This is a genomic window from Streptomyces sp. 351MFTsu5.1 (assembly GCF_000383655.1).
In the GTDB taxonomy this organism is placed as follows: Bacteria; Actinomycetota; Actinomycetes; order Streptomycetales; family Streptomycetaceae; genus Streptomyces; species Streptomyces griseorubiginosus.
The window spans coordinates 130461-145214 of record NZ_KB911789.1 but is presented as its reverse complement, the minus strand read 5'-3'; the positions used below and the strand labels follow the sequence as shown (position 1 = coordinate 145214).

Here is a 14754-nt window from a genome sequence, read left to right as displayed (position 1 = left end):
CGATCGGCTGTGGCCGGACACCTCCGGACAGACCCCCGCCGAGACGCCGGAGGCGGTTCTCGCGGGGCGGGAACGCGCGAGGGTGCTGTGACGTCTCCTTGATACGGGGGCGTTGTCAGTGGTGGCGCGTAGTGTTCTGGGCAGTGAGGGACGCGCGCCGGGCCCGACCGGGTCGCCGTGCTGTGCCCAGCCGGGGGACTGCGTACGAAGCACACGGGGGAACCATGAGCACGACCGACACCGCCGTAGCGGCGATCAGACTGACCGAGGACGAGCTGAGCCCGTACATCACCCATGCCACGACCCGCAGTTGGCTCAGCGGGCGCGGACTGCCGGGTGACAGCGACCTGTTCACCTTCGAGGAGCTGCGCCGGGAGGGCCTGCGGACGGTGGCGGACTCGACGTCCGACCCGGGCGCCCGGCTCAGCGAGGAGCTGCGCGACCAGCTGGTGATAGGCGGACTCACCGACCTGCACGGCAGGGAGCGGGAGTCGGTCCTGCTCGACGGCGCGACCGGTGTGGTCTCGACTACGGCGTTCTTCCACGCCCGCCCCGACCTGATGGACCGCACCCCGCTGGCCCCCTCCCTGCCCACCCTGGTCCGCTTCGCGACGGCGACGGACGAACTGACCGAGGTACGCGGCCAGTTCGCCTCCTACGCCGGCCGCTTCGGCCCTACGGCGGTGGAGGACGCCACGCGCCAGCTGATGACGGTGTTCGAGGAGGGCACGGCGGGCGACGTACCGACGTTCTGGAAGATCGCTGCCCTGATCCGGCCCCTGGCGCTGGTGGCGGGCCCGGGCACGGAGTCCGGCCTGGCGCTGGACCTGCCGCCGCGCCTCCTGGACCAGGAGTTCGGCCGCGGCCAGGTGGTCCGCTTCGAGGACATCGACTTCCCGTCCACGCTCACGCACGCCCCGACCCGCCGCTTCCTGGCGGTGACCGGCCTGCCCGAGGACGGCGTCCTCTTCCACACCGACCCGGACGCCCCGCTGCCGACGCTCGCGGAGCACCACACCGACCGGCTGTCCGCCCTCCCGCCCAGGCCCGACCGCCTGATCGTCCTCGGCCACCTGATCGAGGACAACACCCTGGTGGTCGACGGGGAGACGGGCGCGGTCCTGAACTGGAGCGAGCGTGAAGCGACCCTGCACCCCCTGAACACCGACATCTCCACCCTCGCCTTCACCCTCTGGCTGCTGCACCGCGAGCGCCGGATAGACGAGTCCCTGGCCCACGAACTGACCAACACCCTCTACGCCCAGGTCGCCAAGACGATGATCAGAGCCCTGTCCACCATCGACCCGACGGGCACGACGACGGACGAGGACTGGCACTACTGGACGGAGCTGTTCCAGGACGAGGCGGGCAGGGTGCTCTGACCGGCCGCACGCCGCAGGGTCGCGGAGAGGTGATGCTGCAAGGGTTGCCCGACCGCGGCGAGGTCGTGGACGAAGGTGAAGGTGTCCCCGCGCGGGTCTCCATGGGGGCCCTCGTCGGTGTCGGTGTCGGCCAGGGTGTACCGGCGGCGGGTGGCGGTCACTTCCTTGGCGGTGGGGGTGAGGGCCACGGTGTGCGTGGTGAGCTCCACGACGCCGCCTCCCGCCCGCCCGGTCAGGATCTCCGTGATCCCGGTCGGCTGGGTGATCACCGCCTCCACCCGCCCGTCGTCCTGGAGCCGCCACCAGCCGCTCTCCCGGGCCGCCGGACGCAGCGGCGCCCCGTCCGCGTCGAGCAGCCAGGCGCGGGCCTCGTACCGCAGAAAGGGCCGCCCGTCGTGACCGAAGCTGACCTCCTGCGCGTAGGCGAAGTCGCCGTCGAGCGTCGGATACCCGCCTTGTCCGCGCCCCTGCCACCGGCCGAGAAAGCCGAGCACCGGCCCGAGGAGCGGGTGCGGTGCAGGCGTCCCACCCTCCTGGAAGCCATCGGGAAACGGCTGCCCTGCCACGGTCTCCGACACGTCGACTCTCCTCGCTCTCGTCGCCCCACTGTCTTCGTCCCACGCTCGATTGCTGCTTCTCAGGGTGGGACGTAACGCCACCGCCACCGCGTCTTCAGAGTGTGGACGACGAACAGGATCTCCGATGAAGCGCCGGCACGAAGAGGAATTCATGGCGTTCGCCGCTGCGCGGACCGCCCCTCTGTTCCGCTCCGCGTGTGTGCTCACCAGCGGTGACGCGCACCTTGCGGAGGACTTGGTCCAGGACACGCTGGGCAGGATGTACGCCAACTGGCGAAAGATCGCGCAGGTGGACGACCCAGCGGCCTACACGCACACCGTGCTCGTACGGACCTACCTGTCCTACCGCCGTCGGCGCAGCAACTCCGAACAGCCCACCGACACCCTGCCGGACTCCGGCGCCGCCCCGGAGCACGACGCCACGCTGAGGGTCACCTTGCTCGACGCGCTCGGCCGGCTCTCCGCGCGGGACCGGGCCGTGCTGCTCCTGCGCTACTGGGAGGACCGCAGCGTCGAGCAGACCGCGGCGATCCTGCAGGTGCGGCCGGGCGCGGTACGCAACCAGAGCATGCGGGCGCTCGCCCGGATCCGGGACCTTCTGGGCCACGACCTGTCCGAGCTCGTGAGCCCCTGAACTCGGCCGCGTAGGCACCCCCTTCGCTCTCCACCTTCGCCCTCCGCCTTCGCCTTCCGCACCGACGACACCCGAAACGCGGTGACCCGCCATGCCCCAAGAAGAAGACTTCACCGAAGCCCTGCGCAGCAGCCTCCTGACCATCTCCCCGCCCGACACCCCGTCACTTCTGCGCGCGGGGATCCGCAACGGCCGCCGCAGGCGCCGCCGCCGTGCCGTGGCACTCGGCGTGAGCGGAGCGGCCGTGCTCGCGCTGGTCGGACTCGGCGCGCATGTCGTCCCCGGCCTGCTGTCAGACGGCCGAGCGACCACTGCTACGACCCCCGGCACCTCAGCCCCTACGGGTCCGGCCGCCACCCCCAAGCCGACCTTCACCGGCGCACTCCCCGCCGACCAGGCCCTCGCCCGGCTGACCGCGCTGCTGCCGACCGGCCTGACCTCGTCGATCCCGCCGGGCAGCGGACAGTCCGGCCAGCTGTGGTTGGACGACGGCCACGGCAAATCCCTGCTCGAGGTGCACGTCTCCCGACAGACCGCCACGACCGAACTCCGCAAGCACGTCTTCGCCGACGTGAAGCCCTCACCGGACGGCACCCTGATCCAGTCCCGGCAGTCGCCCGAGGGCCACCAGACGGTGAACGTACTGCGCCCCGACGGCCTCTACGTCACCCTCATGACGTGGCAGTCCCCAACCCAGAACACCCCCGCGACCCGCACCACACCGATCCTGCCCCTGGCCCACCTACGCACGATGGCGACCAGCCCGAAGTGGCAGTAACGCGAAGGGGCGGGCCCCTTCTGGGGCGCCGCCCTTCCGTTCTGCCTGGTCAAGCACTTGAGGCCGTGGCGGGAATCGAACCCGCGTAACTCGCTTTGCAGGCGAGTCCCTGAACCACTCGGGCACACGGCCGGGTCGGAGGGAGCTGTGGGGCTTCCTGTCGAGCTCGGTGGGATGACCGTATGGCGGGGGTGCCGGCGGGTTCAAGGGGGGCGTGGGGGCTGCAATGGGACTGCCATACGCCGTTCATGAAGGACGGGTGGGGGGCGGTGTGGTCGTACGACCAAAGGCGCAGGCGAGGGTGGGCTTTTGACAGGGGTCAAACCGGAGTGTGCGCCTTACGCTGGCCCGCATGGCAACCCTGGAACCCCGTGGCGTCGGCGTCGACGAAGAACCTGGACCTTCCTCTGCTCGGGAGAGCGCCGAGGGGGTGCTGGGGCGTTCCTACCGGGCGCTCAGTGTCGGGATCGTGTCCGTCGTCGTGCTGGTCGCCTTCGAGGCGACCGCCGTCGGGACCGCCATGCCCGTCGCCGCACGGGAGTTGGACGGGGTCGGGCTGTACGCCTTCGCCTTCTCCGGGTACTTCACCACCAGCCTCTTCGGGATGGTCGTCAGCGGGCAGTGGGCCGATCGGCGGGGGCCGGTCGGGGCGTTGACCGCCGGGATCGCCGCGTTCGGGGCCGGCCTGCTCGTGTCCGGGACGGCCGGCGCGATGTGGCAGTTCATCCTCGGACGGGCCGTGCAGGGATTCGGGGGCGGGCTGGTCATCGTCGCCCTGTACGTCGTCGTCGGGCGGGCCTACCCCGAGCGGTTGCGGCCCGCCATCATGGCCGCGTTCGCGGCGGGTTGGGTCGTGCCGTCCGTCGTGGGACCGCTCGCGGCCGGCGCCGTGACCGAACAGCTCGGCTGGCGGTGGGTGTTCGTCGGGATCCCGGTCCTGGTCGTCTTCCCGCTGGCCCTCGCCCTGCCCCAGATACGGCGGCGGGCCGCCGGACCCGTGGACGGCAGGGCCCCCGGCGGCGTCGACCGGCGTCGCATCCGGCTCGCCCTCGGGATCTCCCTCGGCGCCGGGCTCCTCCAGTACGCCGCCCAGGACCTGCGCCCCCTCTCCCTGCTCCCCGGCCTCGCCGGTGCCGCGCTGCTCGTGCCGACCGTGCTCGGACTGCTGCCCCACGGCACCTACCGGGCGGCGCGCGGGCTGCCCTCCGTCGTCCTGCTGCGCGGGCTCGCCGCGGGCTCCTTCATCGCCGCCGAATCCTTCGTGCCGCTGATGCTGGTCACCCAGCGGGGACTGTCGCCGACGCTCGCCGGTTTCTCGCTGGCGGCCGGCGGGGGGACCTGGGCGCTGGGGTCGTGGGTGCAGTCGCGGGCGCGTGTGGAGCCGTACCGGGAACGACTGATGACCGCGGGGATGGTGCTCGTGGCCGCCGCGATCGCCACCGCGCCGAGTGTGCTGATCGACTCCGTGCCGGTCTGGACGGTCGCCGTCGCGTGGGGGTTCGGCTGCTTCGGGATGGGGCTGGTGATCTCCTCCACCAGTGTCCTGCTGCTGCATCTCTCCGCCCCCGAGGAGGCCGGCTCCAACTCCGCCGCCCTCCAGATCTCCGACGGCCTCTCGAACGCGCTGCTGCTCGCGGCGGGCGGGGCGGCCTTCGCTGCACTGGGCGGGGGTGCGGTGAGCCATACGGCGACGGGGGCGCCGGGCGCGCATCCCGCCGCGTTCGCTGTGGTGTTCCTGCCGATGGCGGGGGTGGCGTTGGCGGGGGCGTGGGTGACCACGCGGTTGCGGGAGCGGAAACCGTAAGCCGTGCGGGGCCGCAAACCGTTCGGAACCGTAAGCCGTGCGGGGGCCGCAAACCCTTCGGGAACCGTAAACCGGGAGCCGAAAGCCGTGCGGGAGCCGTAAACCGTTCGGCGGCCCGTGACGACAGCGACTAGCCTCTCGCGCCATGCAGGAAAGCACGCTTCACCTCGACCCGGACACCGGACAGGCGCTCGCCGATCTCGCCGACGCCTGCGGCCGCCGACCGGAGGACCTCGCCCGGGAGGCCGTACGCCGGTATCTGCGTGAAGAGGGGGAACCGGTGCGTGCCCTTGCCGAGGAACTCGCCCGGCACCATGCCGACCTGTTGCGAAGGCTCGGCGAATGATCAGACATCTCACGGTCGCGGAGGTCGAGGACATCGCTCGGACCGCCTTCGGCGGCCAGGCACCCGAGGCGCGGGACGCCGGGCTGTTCGCTTCCGCCGTACGGCGGCCGAGGGCCCGGATGTTCGGCACGGAGGCCTACGGCGACCTGTACGAGCAGGCCGCGGCCCTGCTCCACGGCCTCGCCGCCAACCACCCCCTCGTCGACGGGAACAAGCGCACCGCCTGGCTCGCCGCCGCGACCTTCCTCGGCGTCAACGGCGTGGACCTCGGCGGCTGCGCCCAGGACGTGGCATACGCGCTGGTCATCGACGTCGCGTCGGGCGCCGAGGGCGATGTACGGACGATCGCGGGGCGGCTGAGGGCGCTGGCCGAGTAGAGATGTGACCTCGGTCCCACCCACCGGCGACCCGGCCCCGTCCGCGCGTTGACGGTGGCGGGCCGCCGGTAAGGTGACCCGGTCGTCATACACAGGCGTAGAAGACACCGCACACACAGGTGCAGAAGACACCGCCGAACAAGACACCGCCCAGCCGCGACCCCGACGGAGACCGTGACTACCACCGCCGCCTCCTCCCATCACCTTTCCCCGGCCTTCCCGGGCCGCGCCCCCTGGGGGACCGCCAACAAGCTGCGTGCCTGGCAGCAAGGGGCGATGGAGAAGTACGTCCAGGAGCAGCCGCGTGACTTCCTGGCCGTCGCGACCCCCGGTGCCGGCAAGACGACCTTCGCCCTCACCCTCGCCTCCTGGCTGCTGCACCACCACGTCGTGCAGCAGGTGACCGTCGTCGCGCCGACCGAGCACCTGAAGAAGCAGTGGGCCGAGGCGGCCGCGCGGATAGGGATCAAGCTGGATCCGGAGTACAGCGCCGGGCCGCTCGGCAAGGACTACCACGGGGTCGCCGTCACCTACGCGGGCGTCGGCGTACGACCCATGCTGCACCGCAACCGCGTCGAGCAGCGCAAGACCCTCGTCATCCTCGACGAGATCCACCACGCCGGCGACTCCAAGTCCTGGGGCGAGGCCTGCCTCGAGGCCTTCGAACCGGCCACGCGACGGCTCGCGCTCACCGGAACGCCCTTCCGGTCCGACACCAACCCGATCCCCTTCGTGACGTACGAGGAGGGCAACGACGGGATCCGCAGGTCGGCCGCCGACTACACCTACGGCTACGGCAACGCGCTCGCCGACCACGTCGTGCGGCCGGTCATCTTCCTGTCCTACAGCGGGCAGATGCGGTGGCGGACCAAGGCCGGTGACGAGATCGCCGCCCGGCTCGGCGAGCCCATGACCAAGGACGCGATCAGCCAGGCCTGGCGCACCGCGCTCGACCCGCGCGGTGAGTGGATGCCGAGCGTGCTGCGCGCCGCCGACCAGCGGCTGACCGAGGTCAGGAAGGCCATCCCGGACGCCGGCGCCCTCGTCATCGCCTCCGATCAGGAATCGGCCCGGGCGTACGCCAAGCTGATCCGTGAGATCACCGGCTCCAAGGCGACCCTCGTGCTGTCCGACGAGGCTGCCGCGTCCAAGCGGATCGACGACTTCAGCGCGAGCAACGACCGGTGGATGGTCGCCGTGCGGATGGTCTCCGAGGGCGTCGACGTGCCGCGCCTCGCGGTCGGGGTGTACGCCACCACCATCTCCACCCCGCTGTTCTTCGCGCAGGCCGTCGGGCGTTTCGTGCGGTCCCGGCGGCGCGGTGAGACCGCCTCCGTGTTCCTGCCGACCGTCCCCGACCTCCTCACCTTCGCCAACGAGATGGAGGTGGAGCGGGACCACGCCCTCGACAAGCCGAAGAAGGAGGGCGAGGAGGACCCGTACGCCGAGTCCGAGAAGGAGATGGAGGAGGCGAACAGGGAGGAGGACGAGGACACGGGCGAGCAGGAGCAGTTCTCCTTCGAGGCGCTGGAGTCCGAGGCCGTCTTCGACCGGGTCCTCTACGACGGCGCCGAGTTCGGCATGCAGGCGCACCCGGGCAGCGAGGAGGAGCAGGACTACCTCGGCATCCCCGGCCTCCTCGAACCCGACCAGGTGCAGCTGCTGCTCCAGAAGCGGCAGGCCCGGCAGATCGCGCACAGCCGCAAGAAGCCGGACGCCGAGGCCGACCTCCTGGAGCTGCCCGCCGAACGGCGGCCCGTCGTCTCGCACAAGGAGATGATGGAGCTGCGCAAGCAGCTCAACACCATGGTCAGCGCCTACGTCCACCAGAGCGGCAAGCCGCACGGCGTGATCCACACCGAACTGCGCCGGGTGTGCGGAGGGCCGCCGAGCGCGGAGGCGACGGCGGGGCAGCTGCGGCAGCGGATCGCCAAGGTGCAGGAGTGGGCCACCCGGATGCGGTGAACGGGGCCCACCAGGACGCGGTCCGGTGAGCAGGGCACACGTGTCCCCAGGGCTGTGGATTTCAGGACAAACGGAGTGCTCCGCGTCGACCGCTGCCCGGATTCTGGACGGAGGCTTCCGCTGAGCGAACCCCCTTCGCTACTGTCCCGCTACGCACACGCCCCGTGGCAGCGCCGCCGCGGAGCGCAGCCGTGAAGCGACGCGGTCCGGAACAGACCGGGCCGCCGACCGATCGGCGGCCTCTGAAGCGCGTCGCCGACGGGACTCGGTGACGCATCCGCCGCGAGGGGCCGCCGACCTCACCACTTGGAGGAGTGGGCGTCGTGACCGCGGAGACCTCTCAGACGCTGGACCGGGGACTGCGTGTCCTCAAGCTCCTGGCCGACACGGACCACGGGCTCACCGTCACCGAACTGTCCAACAAACTGGGCGTGAACCGCACCGTGGTGTACCGGTTGCTGGCCACGCTGGAGCAGCACGCCCTCGTACGACGGGACCTGGGCGGCCGTGCCCGGGTCGGGCTCGGGGTGCTGCGGCTCGGACGCCAGGTGCATCCGCTGGTCCGGGAGGCCGCGCTGCCGGCGCTGCGGTCGCTGGCCGAGGACATCGGGGCGACGGCCCATCTCACGCTGGTGGACGGTGCGGAGGCGCTCGCCGTGGCCGTCGTCGAGCCCACGTGGACGGACTACCACGTGGCCTACCGCGCCGGGTTCCGGCATCCCCTGGACCGCGGTGCCGCGGGCCGGGCGATCCTCGCGGCCCGGCAGCAGGGCTTCGGGGACCCCGGGTACACGCTGACCCACGGTGAGCTGGAGGCGGGTGCGAGCGGTGCGGCGGCCCCCCTGCTCGGCGTCACCGGCGTCGAGGGCAGCGTCGGCGTGGTGATGCTGGCCGACGCGGTGCCGGAACGGGTGGGGCCGCGGGTGGTGGACGCGGCCCGGGAGGTCGCGGAGGCGCTGCGCTGACCCCCGCCTGACAACGCCCTCACGCCGCCCCGCCGGATCACGTCCTCACCGGCCCTCACCCGGGGCCGGGTCCGTTGTGGCGCACGTGGACTGCAACTCCTCAGGGGTGCGGGGCTGTATCGATATGCCGCTCCGCCGCGCGGGCGCGACCAGCCACGACGGACCCGCGCCCGCCGAACCGCCGCACCCGGCAACCCCACAGGTGCCCGGCTCAAGCAGTCCTCACCGGCCCCAACCCCGCCAGCACCCGCAACTGCAACCACAGCACCAGCCGCTCGTCGGGATCGTCCAGGTCGATGCCGACGAGTCGCCGTACCTGTCTCAACCGGTAACGGCACGTGTTGGGGTGCACGGCGAGCAACTGCGCCGCCCCCGCCATGTCGCACCCCGCGTCGAACCAGCACACCAGCGTGCGCGCGAGGTCGCTCCCGTGCCGCTCGTCGTGAGCCAGCACCCGCTGCCATGAACCTGCGCTCAACTCCCGCCGCTCACCGAACACTTCGGTGAGACGTGCCAGCGTGACCCGGGCCCGGACCTCGTCGATCGTGGCGACCGGCAGCGCGGGTCCCGGCAGCCGCAGCACCAGGTCGGCGTCGGCCCGCGACCCCGCCACCTCCCCGAGCCCCGCCACGACCTCCCCGAGCCCCGCCCGCACCGGCACCCTGAGCGCCTGTCCGGCCCGCGCCACGATGTGCTCCGCGAGCCGTCGGTGCCGGTCCCCGCCGTGCTCCCCGACCGCGGGCAGCACCGCGTACACCACCCCGTCGACCAGCGCGCACGCGTGCCGCCCGTAGCGGGCCTCGCATTGCAGCCGTACGACGTCCAGCAGCCGCAGCCCGGTCTGCTCGGCGTCCTGCGGGCCGGCCACGGCGTCCGGCCGGCCGGACGGGTCCAGCGCGAACGCGGCCACCCGGAGCGGCCCCTCCATGCCCAGCCGCACGGCCGCCCCGGCCGGGTCCGCCGTCCCGTCCAGCACCCGCCGCAGCAGATCGCCGGTCCGGTGCCGGGCCAGCTCCTGGGCGGCGCGCGCCCGCAGCAGCAACAGCGCGGCCGTCGACGCCCCCTGTACGAGCGTCTCGGCCGCGTCCGCCGCGAGCGTGCCGTCGTCCACGACCCACACCGAGCCGAGGGTCTCCCCGCCGGCCCGGACGGCCATCGCGAGGCGGGGCAGGGCGCCCTCCCGCAGGGCGGGCAGCCGGAGCGGGGCGGGGGCCGCGAACAGCGTCCGGTACTGCTCGCTGTCGCCCGCGCCGGTCGGCACCTGGAGGCCCAGGATGCCCTGGCGGCGGTCCTCGTCGACCGGCTGACCGGTGACCGTCGAGTAGGCCAGGATCCGCCGGCGCGGGTCCTCCACCGCGGTGGCCCCACCGGTCGCCGCCGCGATGGCGTCGGCGAGCGCGAACAGGTCGCCGTGGCCGCTCGCGGAGGACACCGGGCGGGCGCCGATCGCCGAGGCCAGCAGCAGATGCGCCTCGTGCCAGGCGGTGTCCTCGGGGACGGACAGCAGGGCCACCCCGTGCGCGTCCGCCGCGGCCACCGGACCGTCCGGCCCGCGCAGCACCAGACCGGTCATCCCGGCCTCCGCGACCACCCGCACCAGCGGCCCGGCGGCCGCCGCACGCGTGCCGACCCCCAGCAGCAGCGCGCCCGGCGACCGGGGGAGCGGCTCCTCGGGGTCGTACAGCAGGACCTCGGTGACCGGGGCGCCGAGGCCGGCGGGGGCGGTGTGCAGGCGTACCGAGGTGCCGCCGACGACGTCGAGGAGGTCGCCGAGGGTGCAGGTGTCCATGGGTGCCCCCAACAGGTGTTCCGGCCCGGCCGGACGCCGGTCGCCCGGTCGCTCGGCCGATCTCCGAACGATCATTTGGCCGATCTCCAAACGAACGTACGCATCTGTTGTCCGACCGCACAACCCCGGGCGCCCGGCGGACTCCGAGACTCGGCACATGACCGCAGTGAGCATCCGTACCGTCCAGGACGTCGCCGGCCTCGACGCCGTCAGCGCGTACTTCGGCGAGGTGTGGCGGACCCCGCCGACGGCCCCGCCCTACCCGGCCGAGGTGCTGCGCAGCCTGGTCCACACGGGCGGCGCGGTGCACGCCGCCCACGAGGGGGACCGGCTGACCGGGGCCGCCGTCGCCGTGTTCGGGGCACCCGCGGCGAAGGAGGCGTACTCGCTGGTCGCCGCCGCGGAGCCCGGGCGCGGGCAGCTGGTGAAGCAGGCCCAGCGGGCGTGGGCGCTGGGCCTCGGCGCCCGCACCATGCGCTGGACCTTCGACCCGCTGGTCGCCCGCAACGCCCGCTTCAACCTGGTCAAGCTGGGCGCGACGGGCACCGAGTACGTCGTCGACTTCTACGGCCCCATGACGGACGGCGTGAACGCCGGCGACGAGAGCGACCGGCTGACGGCGACGTGGGATCTGACGGCGCCGGGGCGCCCGTACGACAGCGGTGATCGGGCTTACGACCCCGGTGAGCGCGAGAAGGCGCCCGCCACGCACAGTGCTCCCGACGGCGCGACCCTCGCCCGCCGCGAGCTCGCCGACCTGCGGATCTGGTGCCGGGTTCCGGACGACGTGGTCAAGCTGCGGGCCGTCGACCCGGAGCTCGCGCTGCGCTGGCGGCGGGCGGTGCGCGAGGTGTTCACGGAGGCCTTCGCGCAGGGGTTCAGGGCGACCGGGATGTCCCGCGACGGTTGGTACACGCTCACCAGGGACGCAGGGGAGAGGACGGCATGAAGCTCGAACGCGTGGAGGTCGTCCATGTGGAGATCCCGCTGGTCAGCCCGTTCCGGACCTCCTTCGGCACGATGACGACCAAGGACACCTTCCTGCTGCGGGTCGTCACCGACACCGCCGAGGGCTGGTCGGAGTTCGCCGGCGATCCGCGGCCGCTGTACTGCGCGGAGTTCGTGGCGGGGGCGGAGCTGGTGCTGCGGGACTTCCTGGTGCCGCGGGTGGCGGCGCTGCCCGCGCTCACGGCGGCCGCGCTCGGACCGGCCCTGGCGGGGATCAAGGGGCACGAGCTGGCGAAGGCGGCCCTGGAGACGGCGGTCCTGGACGCGGAGCTGCGGTCGTACGGCATGTCGCTGGCGGTGTATCTGGGCGCGGTCCGCGACCGGGTGCCGGCCGGGGTCTCGGTGGGGATCAAGGAGTCCGTGCCGGAGCTGCTGGATGCCGTGGCGGGGTATCTCGACGAGGGGTACGTCCGGATCAAGCTGAAGATCGAGCCCGGCTGGGACGTCGAACCGGTACGGGCCGTGCGGGAGCGTTTCGGCGCCCGGCTGCCGCTCCAGGTCGACGCCAACACGGCGTACACGCTCGCCGACGCGGAACACCTGCGGCGCCTGGACGAGTTCGGGCTGCTGCTGATCGAGGAGCCGCTGGACGAGAACAACCTGCACGGGCACGCCCGGTTGCAGGCGCGGCTTTCGACCCCGGTCTGCCTCGACGAGTCCCTGCACAACGCCCGCGACACCGCCTCGGCGATCGCGCTGGACGCCTGCCGGGTGGTCAACGTGAAGCCCGCGCGCGTAGGGGGCTATCTGGAGGCCCGCCGCGTCCACGACGTGGCCCGCGCGCACGGCGTGCCGGTGTGGTGCGGCGGCATGCTGGAGACGGGCATCGGCCGCGCCCCCAACCTCGCCCTCGCCGCCCTGCCCGGCTTCACCCTCCCCGGCGACACCTCCGCCTCCGGCCGCTACTTCGCCGAGGACATCACCGAGCCCTTCATCCTGGAGAACGGCCACCTGCCGGTCCCCCGTGGCCCGGGCATAGGCGTCGAACCGATCCCGGAGGTGCTGCGCCGCTTCACACGGGGGCGGCGGGACGTGTACGGCGGGTGAGCTGCATGGGGCTGAGCGGATCGTGGGGCGGGTTGTGTACGGGGCCTGACCTGGGCGTGGGGCGGGTTGTGTACGGGGCTGACCTGGGCGTGGGGCGGGGCGTGTACGGGGCTGACCTGAGCGTGGGGCGGGAGCCGTGCGGGTGGCTTGACCTGGCGGGAGCCACCCACGGGTACCGACCGGACGTGGGACGGGTTCTGTACGGGGTCGGCGGCTCCTGCGGCGGGATGTGCTCGGGGCTGACCGCTGGCCTGCAATGGCTGTGTCCGGAGTTGAGCGGGTCCCGGGGCGGGGTGTGTACGGCGCTCACCCGGACGCGGAGCCGCTCTTCACGCGGGCTCGTTGGTCCTGGGGCGGGATCCGCAACGGAGCCGGTCCGCGCGTCCAGCCGCAGCCCCCCGGTTCCTCGGAGCGCCTCGGCGGACGGGATCTGTGCCGGTGCTGACCGGATCGTGGCCGGAAGTGACCGTCACGTTAGATTGATCCCGTGCTCTCTCGCCTCACGCGCCCCCAGGCCGTCGCCGTCTGTGCCCTGCCCGTCGTGGCACTGATCGCCACGGCCCTCTTCGCGCCGCTGCCGTTCTCGCTGGCGCAGCCCGGCATGACGGCGAACGTCCTCGGCGACAACCAGGGCACGCCGGTGATCACGATTGCCGGCGCGCCGGCGCGGGCGACGAGCGGGCAGCTGCGGATGACGACCATCGAGGCGACCGGCCCGGACACCCACGTCTCCCTCGGGGACGTCTTCGACAGCTGGTTCCGCAAGGACCGTGCCGTCATGCCCCATGACGCCGTCTACCCGAGCGGGCAGAGCGTCAAGGAGATCGAGCAGCACAACACCGAGCAGATGCAGCAGTCCCAGGACGCGGCGACCGAGGCGGCGCTGAACTACCTGAAGCTGAGCGACAAGAAGGTCAGGGTGACCCTGAGGCTCGCGGACGTCGGCGGGCCGAGCGCGGGGCTGCTGTTCACCCTGGGGATCATCGACAAGCTCGACGGCAACGGGGCCGGGGGCGATCTGACCGGGGGCCGCACCATCGCCGGTACGGGCACGATCGACGCGGACGGGACGGTCGGCGCGGTGGGTGGCGTGGCGCTGAAGACGCAGGCCGCGAAGCGGGACGGGGCGACGGTGTTCCTGGTCCCGAAGGCGGAGTGCGCCGACGCGAAGGGGGAGCTGCCGAAGGGGCTGCGGCTGATCCCGGTGACGTCGCTGACGGGCGCGGTGAGTGCGCTGACGGCACTGGAGAGCGGCAAGGGCTCGGTCCCCGCCTGTTAGGGCGCCGATGCGCTGGTGCGCCGATGCTCTAGTGCGCGAAAACCGGCTTCGGAGCGGCGAGCCGGAGCCCGACCTCCACGAGGGTCCAGCCGAGCCGGGTCCGTATGGCGTGCGGCTGCCTGGCCGCGGTAGCGAGGCGGTGCGCGTCGGCCTCGGCACGCAGGTCGGCGGCGCGGGTGTGGTGCTGGGCGAGGTGCGGGTCGTAGTGCATGGCGGGGCTCCTTCAGTTCGTCTCGGTGGGGAACAGGTGCGTGTGGACGCGTACTTGCTCCGAGCCGGGGTCCTCGTCTGTGACCCGGCCGCGGTAGTCGTTGATCAGGGCGTGCATCTTGGCGACGAGCTCGGTGGCGAGGTCAGGGGTGAGCTGGAGGGTGGCGTCGCTCATGTCGGATGCGCGGCTCCACTCCTTGGACCATCGCTCGCGGGCGTGGAGCCAGCCGGACAGCTCGCGGGCGTGGGTGGTGGCGACCTCGTTCAGGAAGAACTCGGCCATCCCGCGGAGTTCCGGTCCCGCTCCGTCGAACTCGCCGGTGTCGAAGGTCAGTCCCTGGTCCACGGCCTTCCACCACCGCTCGCGCCCCTTGCCGTGCTCCGGGGCGTCCGCGATGAAGCCGTGTTCGGCGAGCTGGCGCAGGTGGTAGCTGGTCGCGCCGCTGGACTCGCCCAGCCGCTCGGCGAGCATGGACGCGGTGGCGGGGCCGCGGCGGCGCAGCGCGTTGAGGAGTTCCATCCGCAGGGGATGGGCCAGCCCGCGCAGTGAACGGGCGTCGAGTTTCCGTGTGTTGGGCTCTTCCGGCATGAG

Annotated in this window: 15 protein-coding genes and 1 tRNA gene; 11 read left to right on the top strand and 5 right to left on the bottom strand. The window is 72.6% G+C overall.

Annotated elements, in window-relative coordinates; genetic code table 11:
- Window positions 1-224: 224 nt before the first annotated feature.
- Window positions 225-1382, top strand: coding sequence for an SUKH-4 family immunity protein (locus tag H295_RS0129860; protein WP_020139016.1), 1158 nt, complete (start codon window positions 225-227; stop codon window positions 1380-1382).
- Here the strand turns inward: H295_RS0129860 and H295_RS43680 are convergent.
- Complete coding sequence (locus tag H295_RS43680) at window positions 1337-1960, bottom strand: FABP family protein (RefSeq protein ID WP_051135629.1); 624 nt, start codon at window positions 1958-1960, stop codon at window positions 1337-1339. The two genes, H295_RS0129860 and H295_RS43680, sit on opposite strands and share 46 nt — an antisense overlap.
- 124 nt (window positions 1961-2084) lie before the next feature.
- Between H295_RS43680 and H295_RS0129850 the strand changes: the two genes are divergently transcribed.
- Window positions 2085-2594 carry a SigE family RNA polymerase sigma factor gene (locus H295_RS0129850; RefSeq protein ID WP_020139014.1) on the top strand — a complete coding sequence of 170 codons (510 nt, stop codon included), beginning with the start codon at window positions 2085-2087 and terminating at the stop codon, window positions 2592-2594.
- A gap of 91 nt (window positions 2595-2685) precedes the next feature.
- Window positions 2686-3372: a hypothetical protein gene (locus H295_RS0129845; protein WP_020139013.1), complete on the top strand. Its 687-nt coding sequence runs from the start codon at window positions 2686-2688 to the stop codon at window positions 3370-3372.
- 60 nt (window positions 3373-3432) lie between these two features.
- Here H295_RS0129845 and H295_RS0129840 read toward each other — a convergent pair.
- Window positions 3433-3504: transfer RNA gene (locus H295_RS0129840), tRNA-Cys, on the bottom strand.
- Window positions 3505-3724: 220 nt separating this feature from the next.
- Here H295_RS0129840 and H295_RS0129835 point away from each other — a divergent pair.
- The 5 genes from H295_RS0129835 to H295_RS0129815 all read left to right on the top strand — a co-directional run bounded on the left by H295_RS0129835 (window position 3725) and on the right by H295_RS0129815 (window position 8829).
- Window positions 3725-5176 carry an MFS transporter gene (locus H295_RS0129835; RefSeq protein ID WP_028809869.1) on the top strand — a complete coding sequence of 484 codons (1452 nt, stop codon included), beginning with the start codon at window positions 3725-3727 and terminating at the stop codon, window positions 5174-5176.
- Between the two features lie 145 nt (window positions 5177-5321).
- Window positions 5322-5522 carry a hypothetical protein gene (locus H295_RS45780; RefSeq protein WP_078616778.1) on the top strand — a complete coding sequence of 67 codons (201 nt, stop codon included), beginning with the start codon at window positions 5322-5324 and terminating at the stop codon, window positions 5520-5522.
- Complete coding sequence (locus H295_RS0129825) at window positions 5519-5899, top strand: type II toxin-antitoxin system death-on-curing family toxin (protein WP_020139010.1); 381 nt, start codon at window positions 5519-5521, stop codon at window positions 5897-5899. The genes H295_RS45780 and H295_RS0129825 overlap by 4 nt, the downstream gene beginning before the upstream one ends.
- A 174-nt stretch (window positions 5900-6073) precedes the next feature.
- The gene (locus tag H295_RS0129820; RefSeq protein WP_020139009.1) at window positions 6074-7864 is read left to right on the top strand and encodes a DEAD/DEAH box helicase; all 1791 of its coding nucleotides are present in this window, start codon (window positions 6074-6076) and stop codon (window positions 7862-7864) included.
- 323 nt (window positions 7865-8187) lie between these two features.
- Complete coding sequence (locus H295_RS0129815) at window positions 8188-8829, top strand: IclR family transcriptional regulator (protein WP_020139008.1); 642 nt, start codon at window positions 8188-8190, stop codon at window positions 8827-8829.
- 211 nt (window positions 8830-9040) lie between these two features.
- Here H295_RS0129815 and H295_RS0129810 read toward each other — a convergent pair whose 3' ends face one another.
- Window positions 9041-10618, bottom strand: coding sequence for a helix-turn-helix domain-containing protein (locus tag H295_RS0129810; RefSeq protein WP_020139007.1), 1578 nt, complete (start codon window positions 10616-10618; stop codon window positions 9041-9043).
- A 157-nt stretch (window positions 10619-10775) separates the two neighbouring features.
- Between H295_RS0129810 and H295_RS0129805 the strand changes: the two genes are divergently transcribed.
- The 3 genes from H295_RS0129805 to H295_RS0129795 all read left to right on the top strand — a co-directional run bounded on the left by H295_RS0129805 (window position 10776) and on the right by H295_RS0129795 (window position 13952).
- Window positions 10776-11567: a chorismate synthase gene (locus H295_RS0129805; RefSeq protein ID WP_043218159.1), complete on the top strand. Its 792-nt coding sequence runs from the start codon at window positions 10776-10778 to the stop codon at window positions 11565-11567.
- Window positions 11564-12673: an o-succinylbenzoate synthase gene (gene menC, locus H295_RS0129800; protein WP_020139005.1), complete on the top strand. Its 1110-nt coding sequence runs from the start codon at window positions 11564-11566 to the stop codon at window positions 12671-12673. The genes H295_RS0129805 and menC overlap by 4 nt, the downstream gene beginning before the upstream one ends.
- Window positions 12674-13160: 487 nt before the next feature.
- Complete coding sequence (locus H295_RS0129795; protein ID WP_020139004.1) at window positions 13161-13952, top strand: S16 family serine protease; 792 nt, start codon at window positions 13161-13163, stop codon at window positions 13950-13952.
- A 28-nt stretch (window positions 13953-13980) separates the two neighbouring features.
- Here H295_RS0129795 and H295_RS0129790 read toward each other — a convergent pair whose 3' ends face one another.
- Both H295_RS0129790 and H295_RS0129785 read right to left on the bottom strand, forming a co-directional pair.
- Window positions 13981-14163 carry a hypothetical protein gene (locus H295_RS0129790; RefSeq protein ID WP_020139003.1) on the bottom strand — a complete coding sequence of 61 codons (183 nt, stop codon included), beginning with the start codon at window positions 14161-14163 and terminating at the stop codon, window positions 13981-13983.
- Between the two features lie 12 nt (window positions 14164-14175).
- Window positions 14176-14751: an ArsR/SmtB family transcription factor gene (locus tag H295_RS0129785; protein WP_020139002.1), complete on the bottom strand. Its 576-nt coding sequence runs from the start codon at window positions 14749-14751 to the stop codon at window positions 14176-14178.
- Between the last annotated feature and the right edge of the window lie 3 nt (window positions 14752-14754).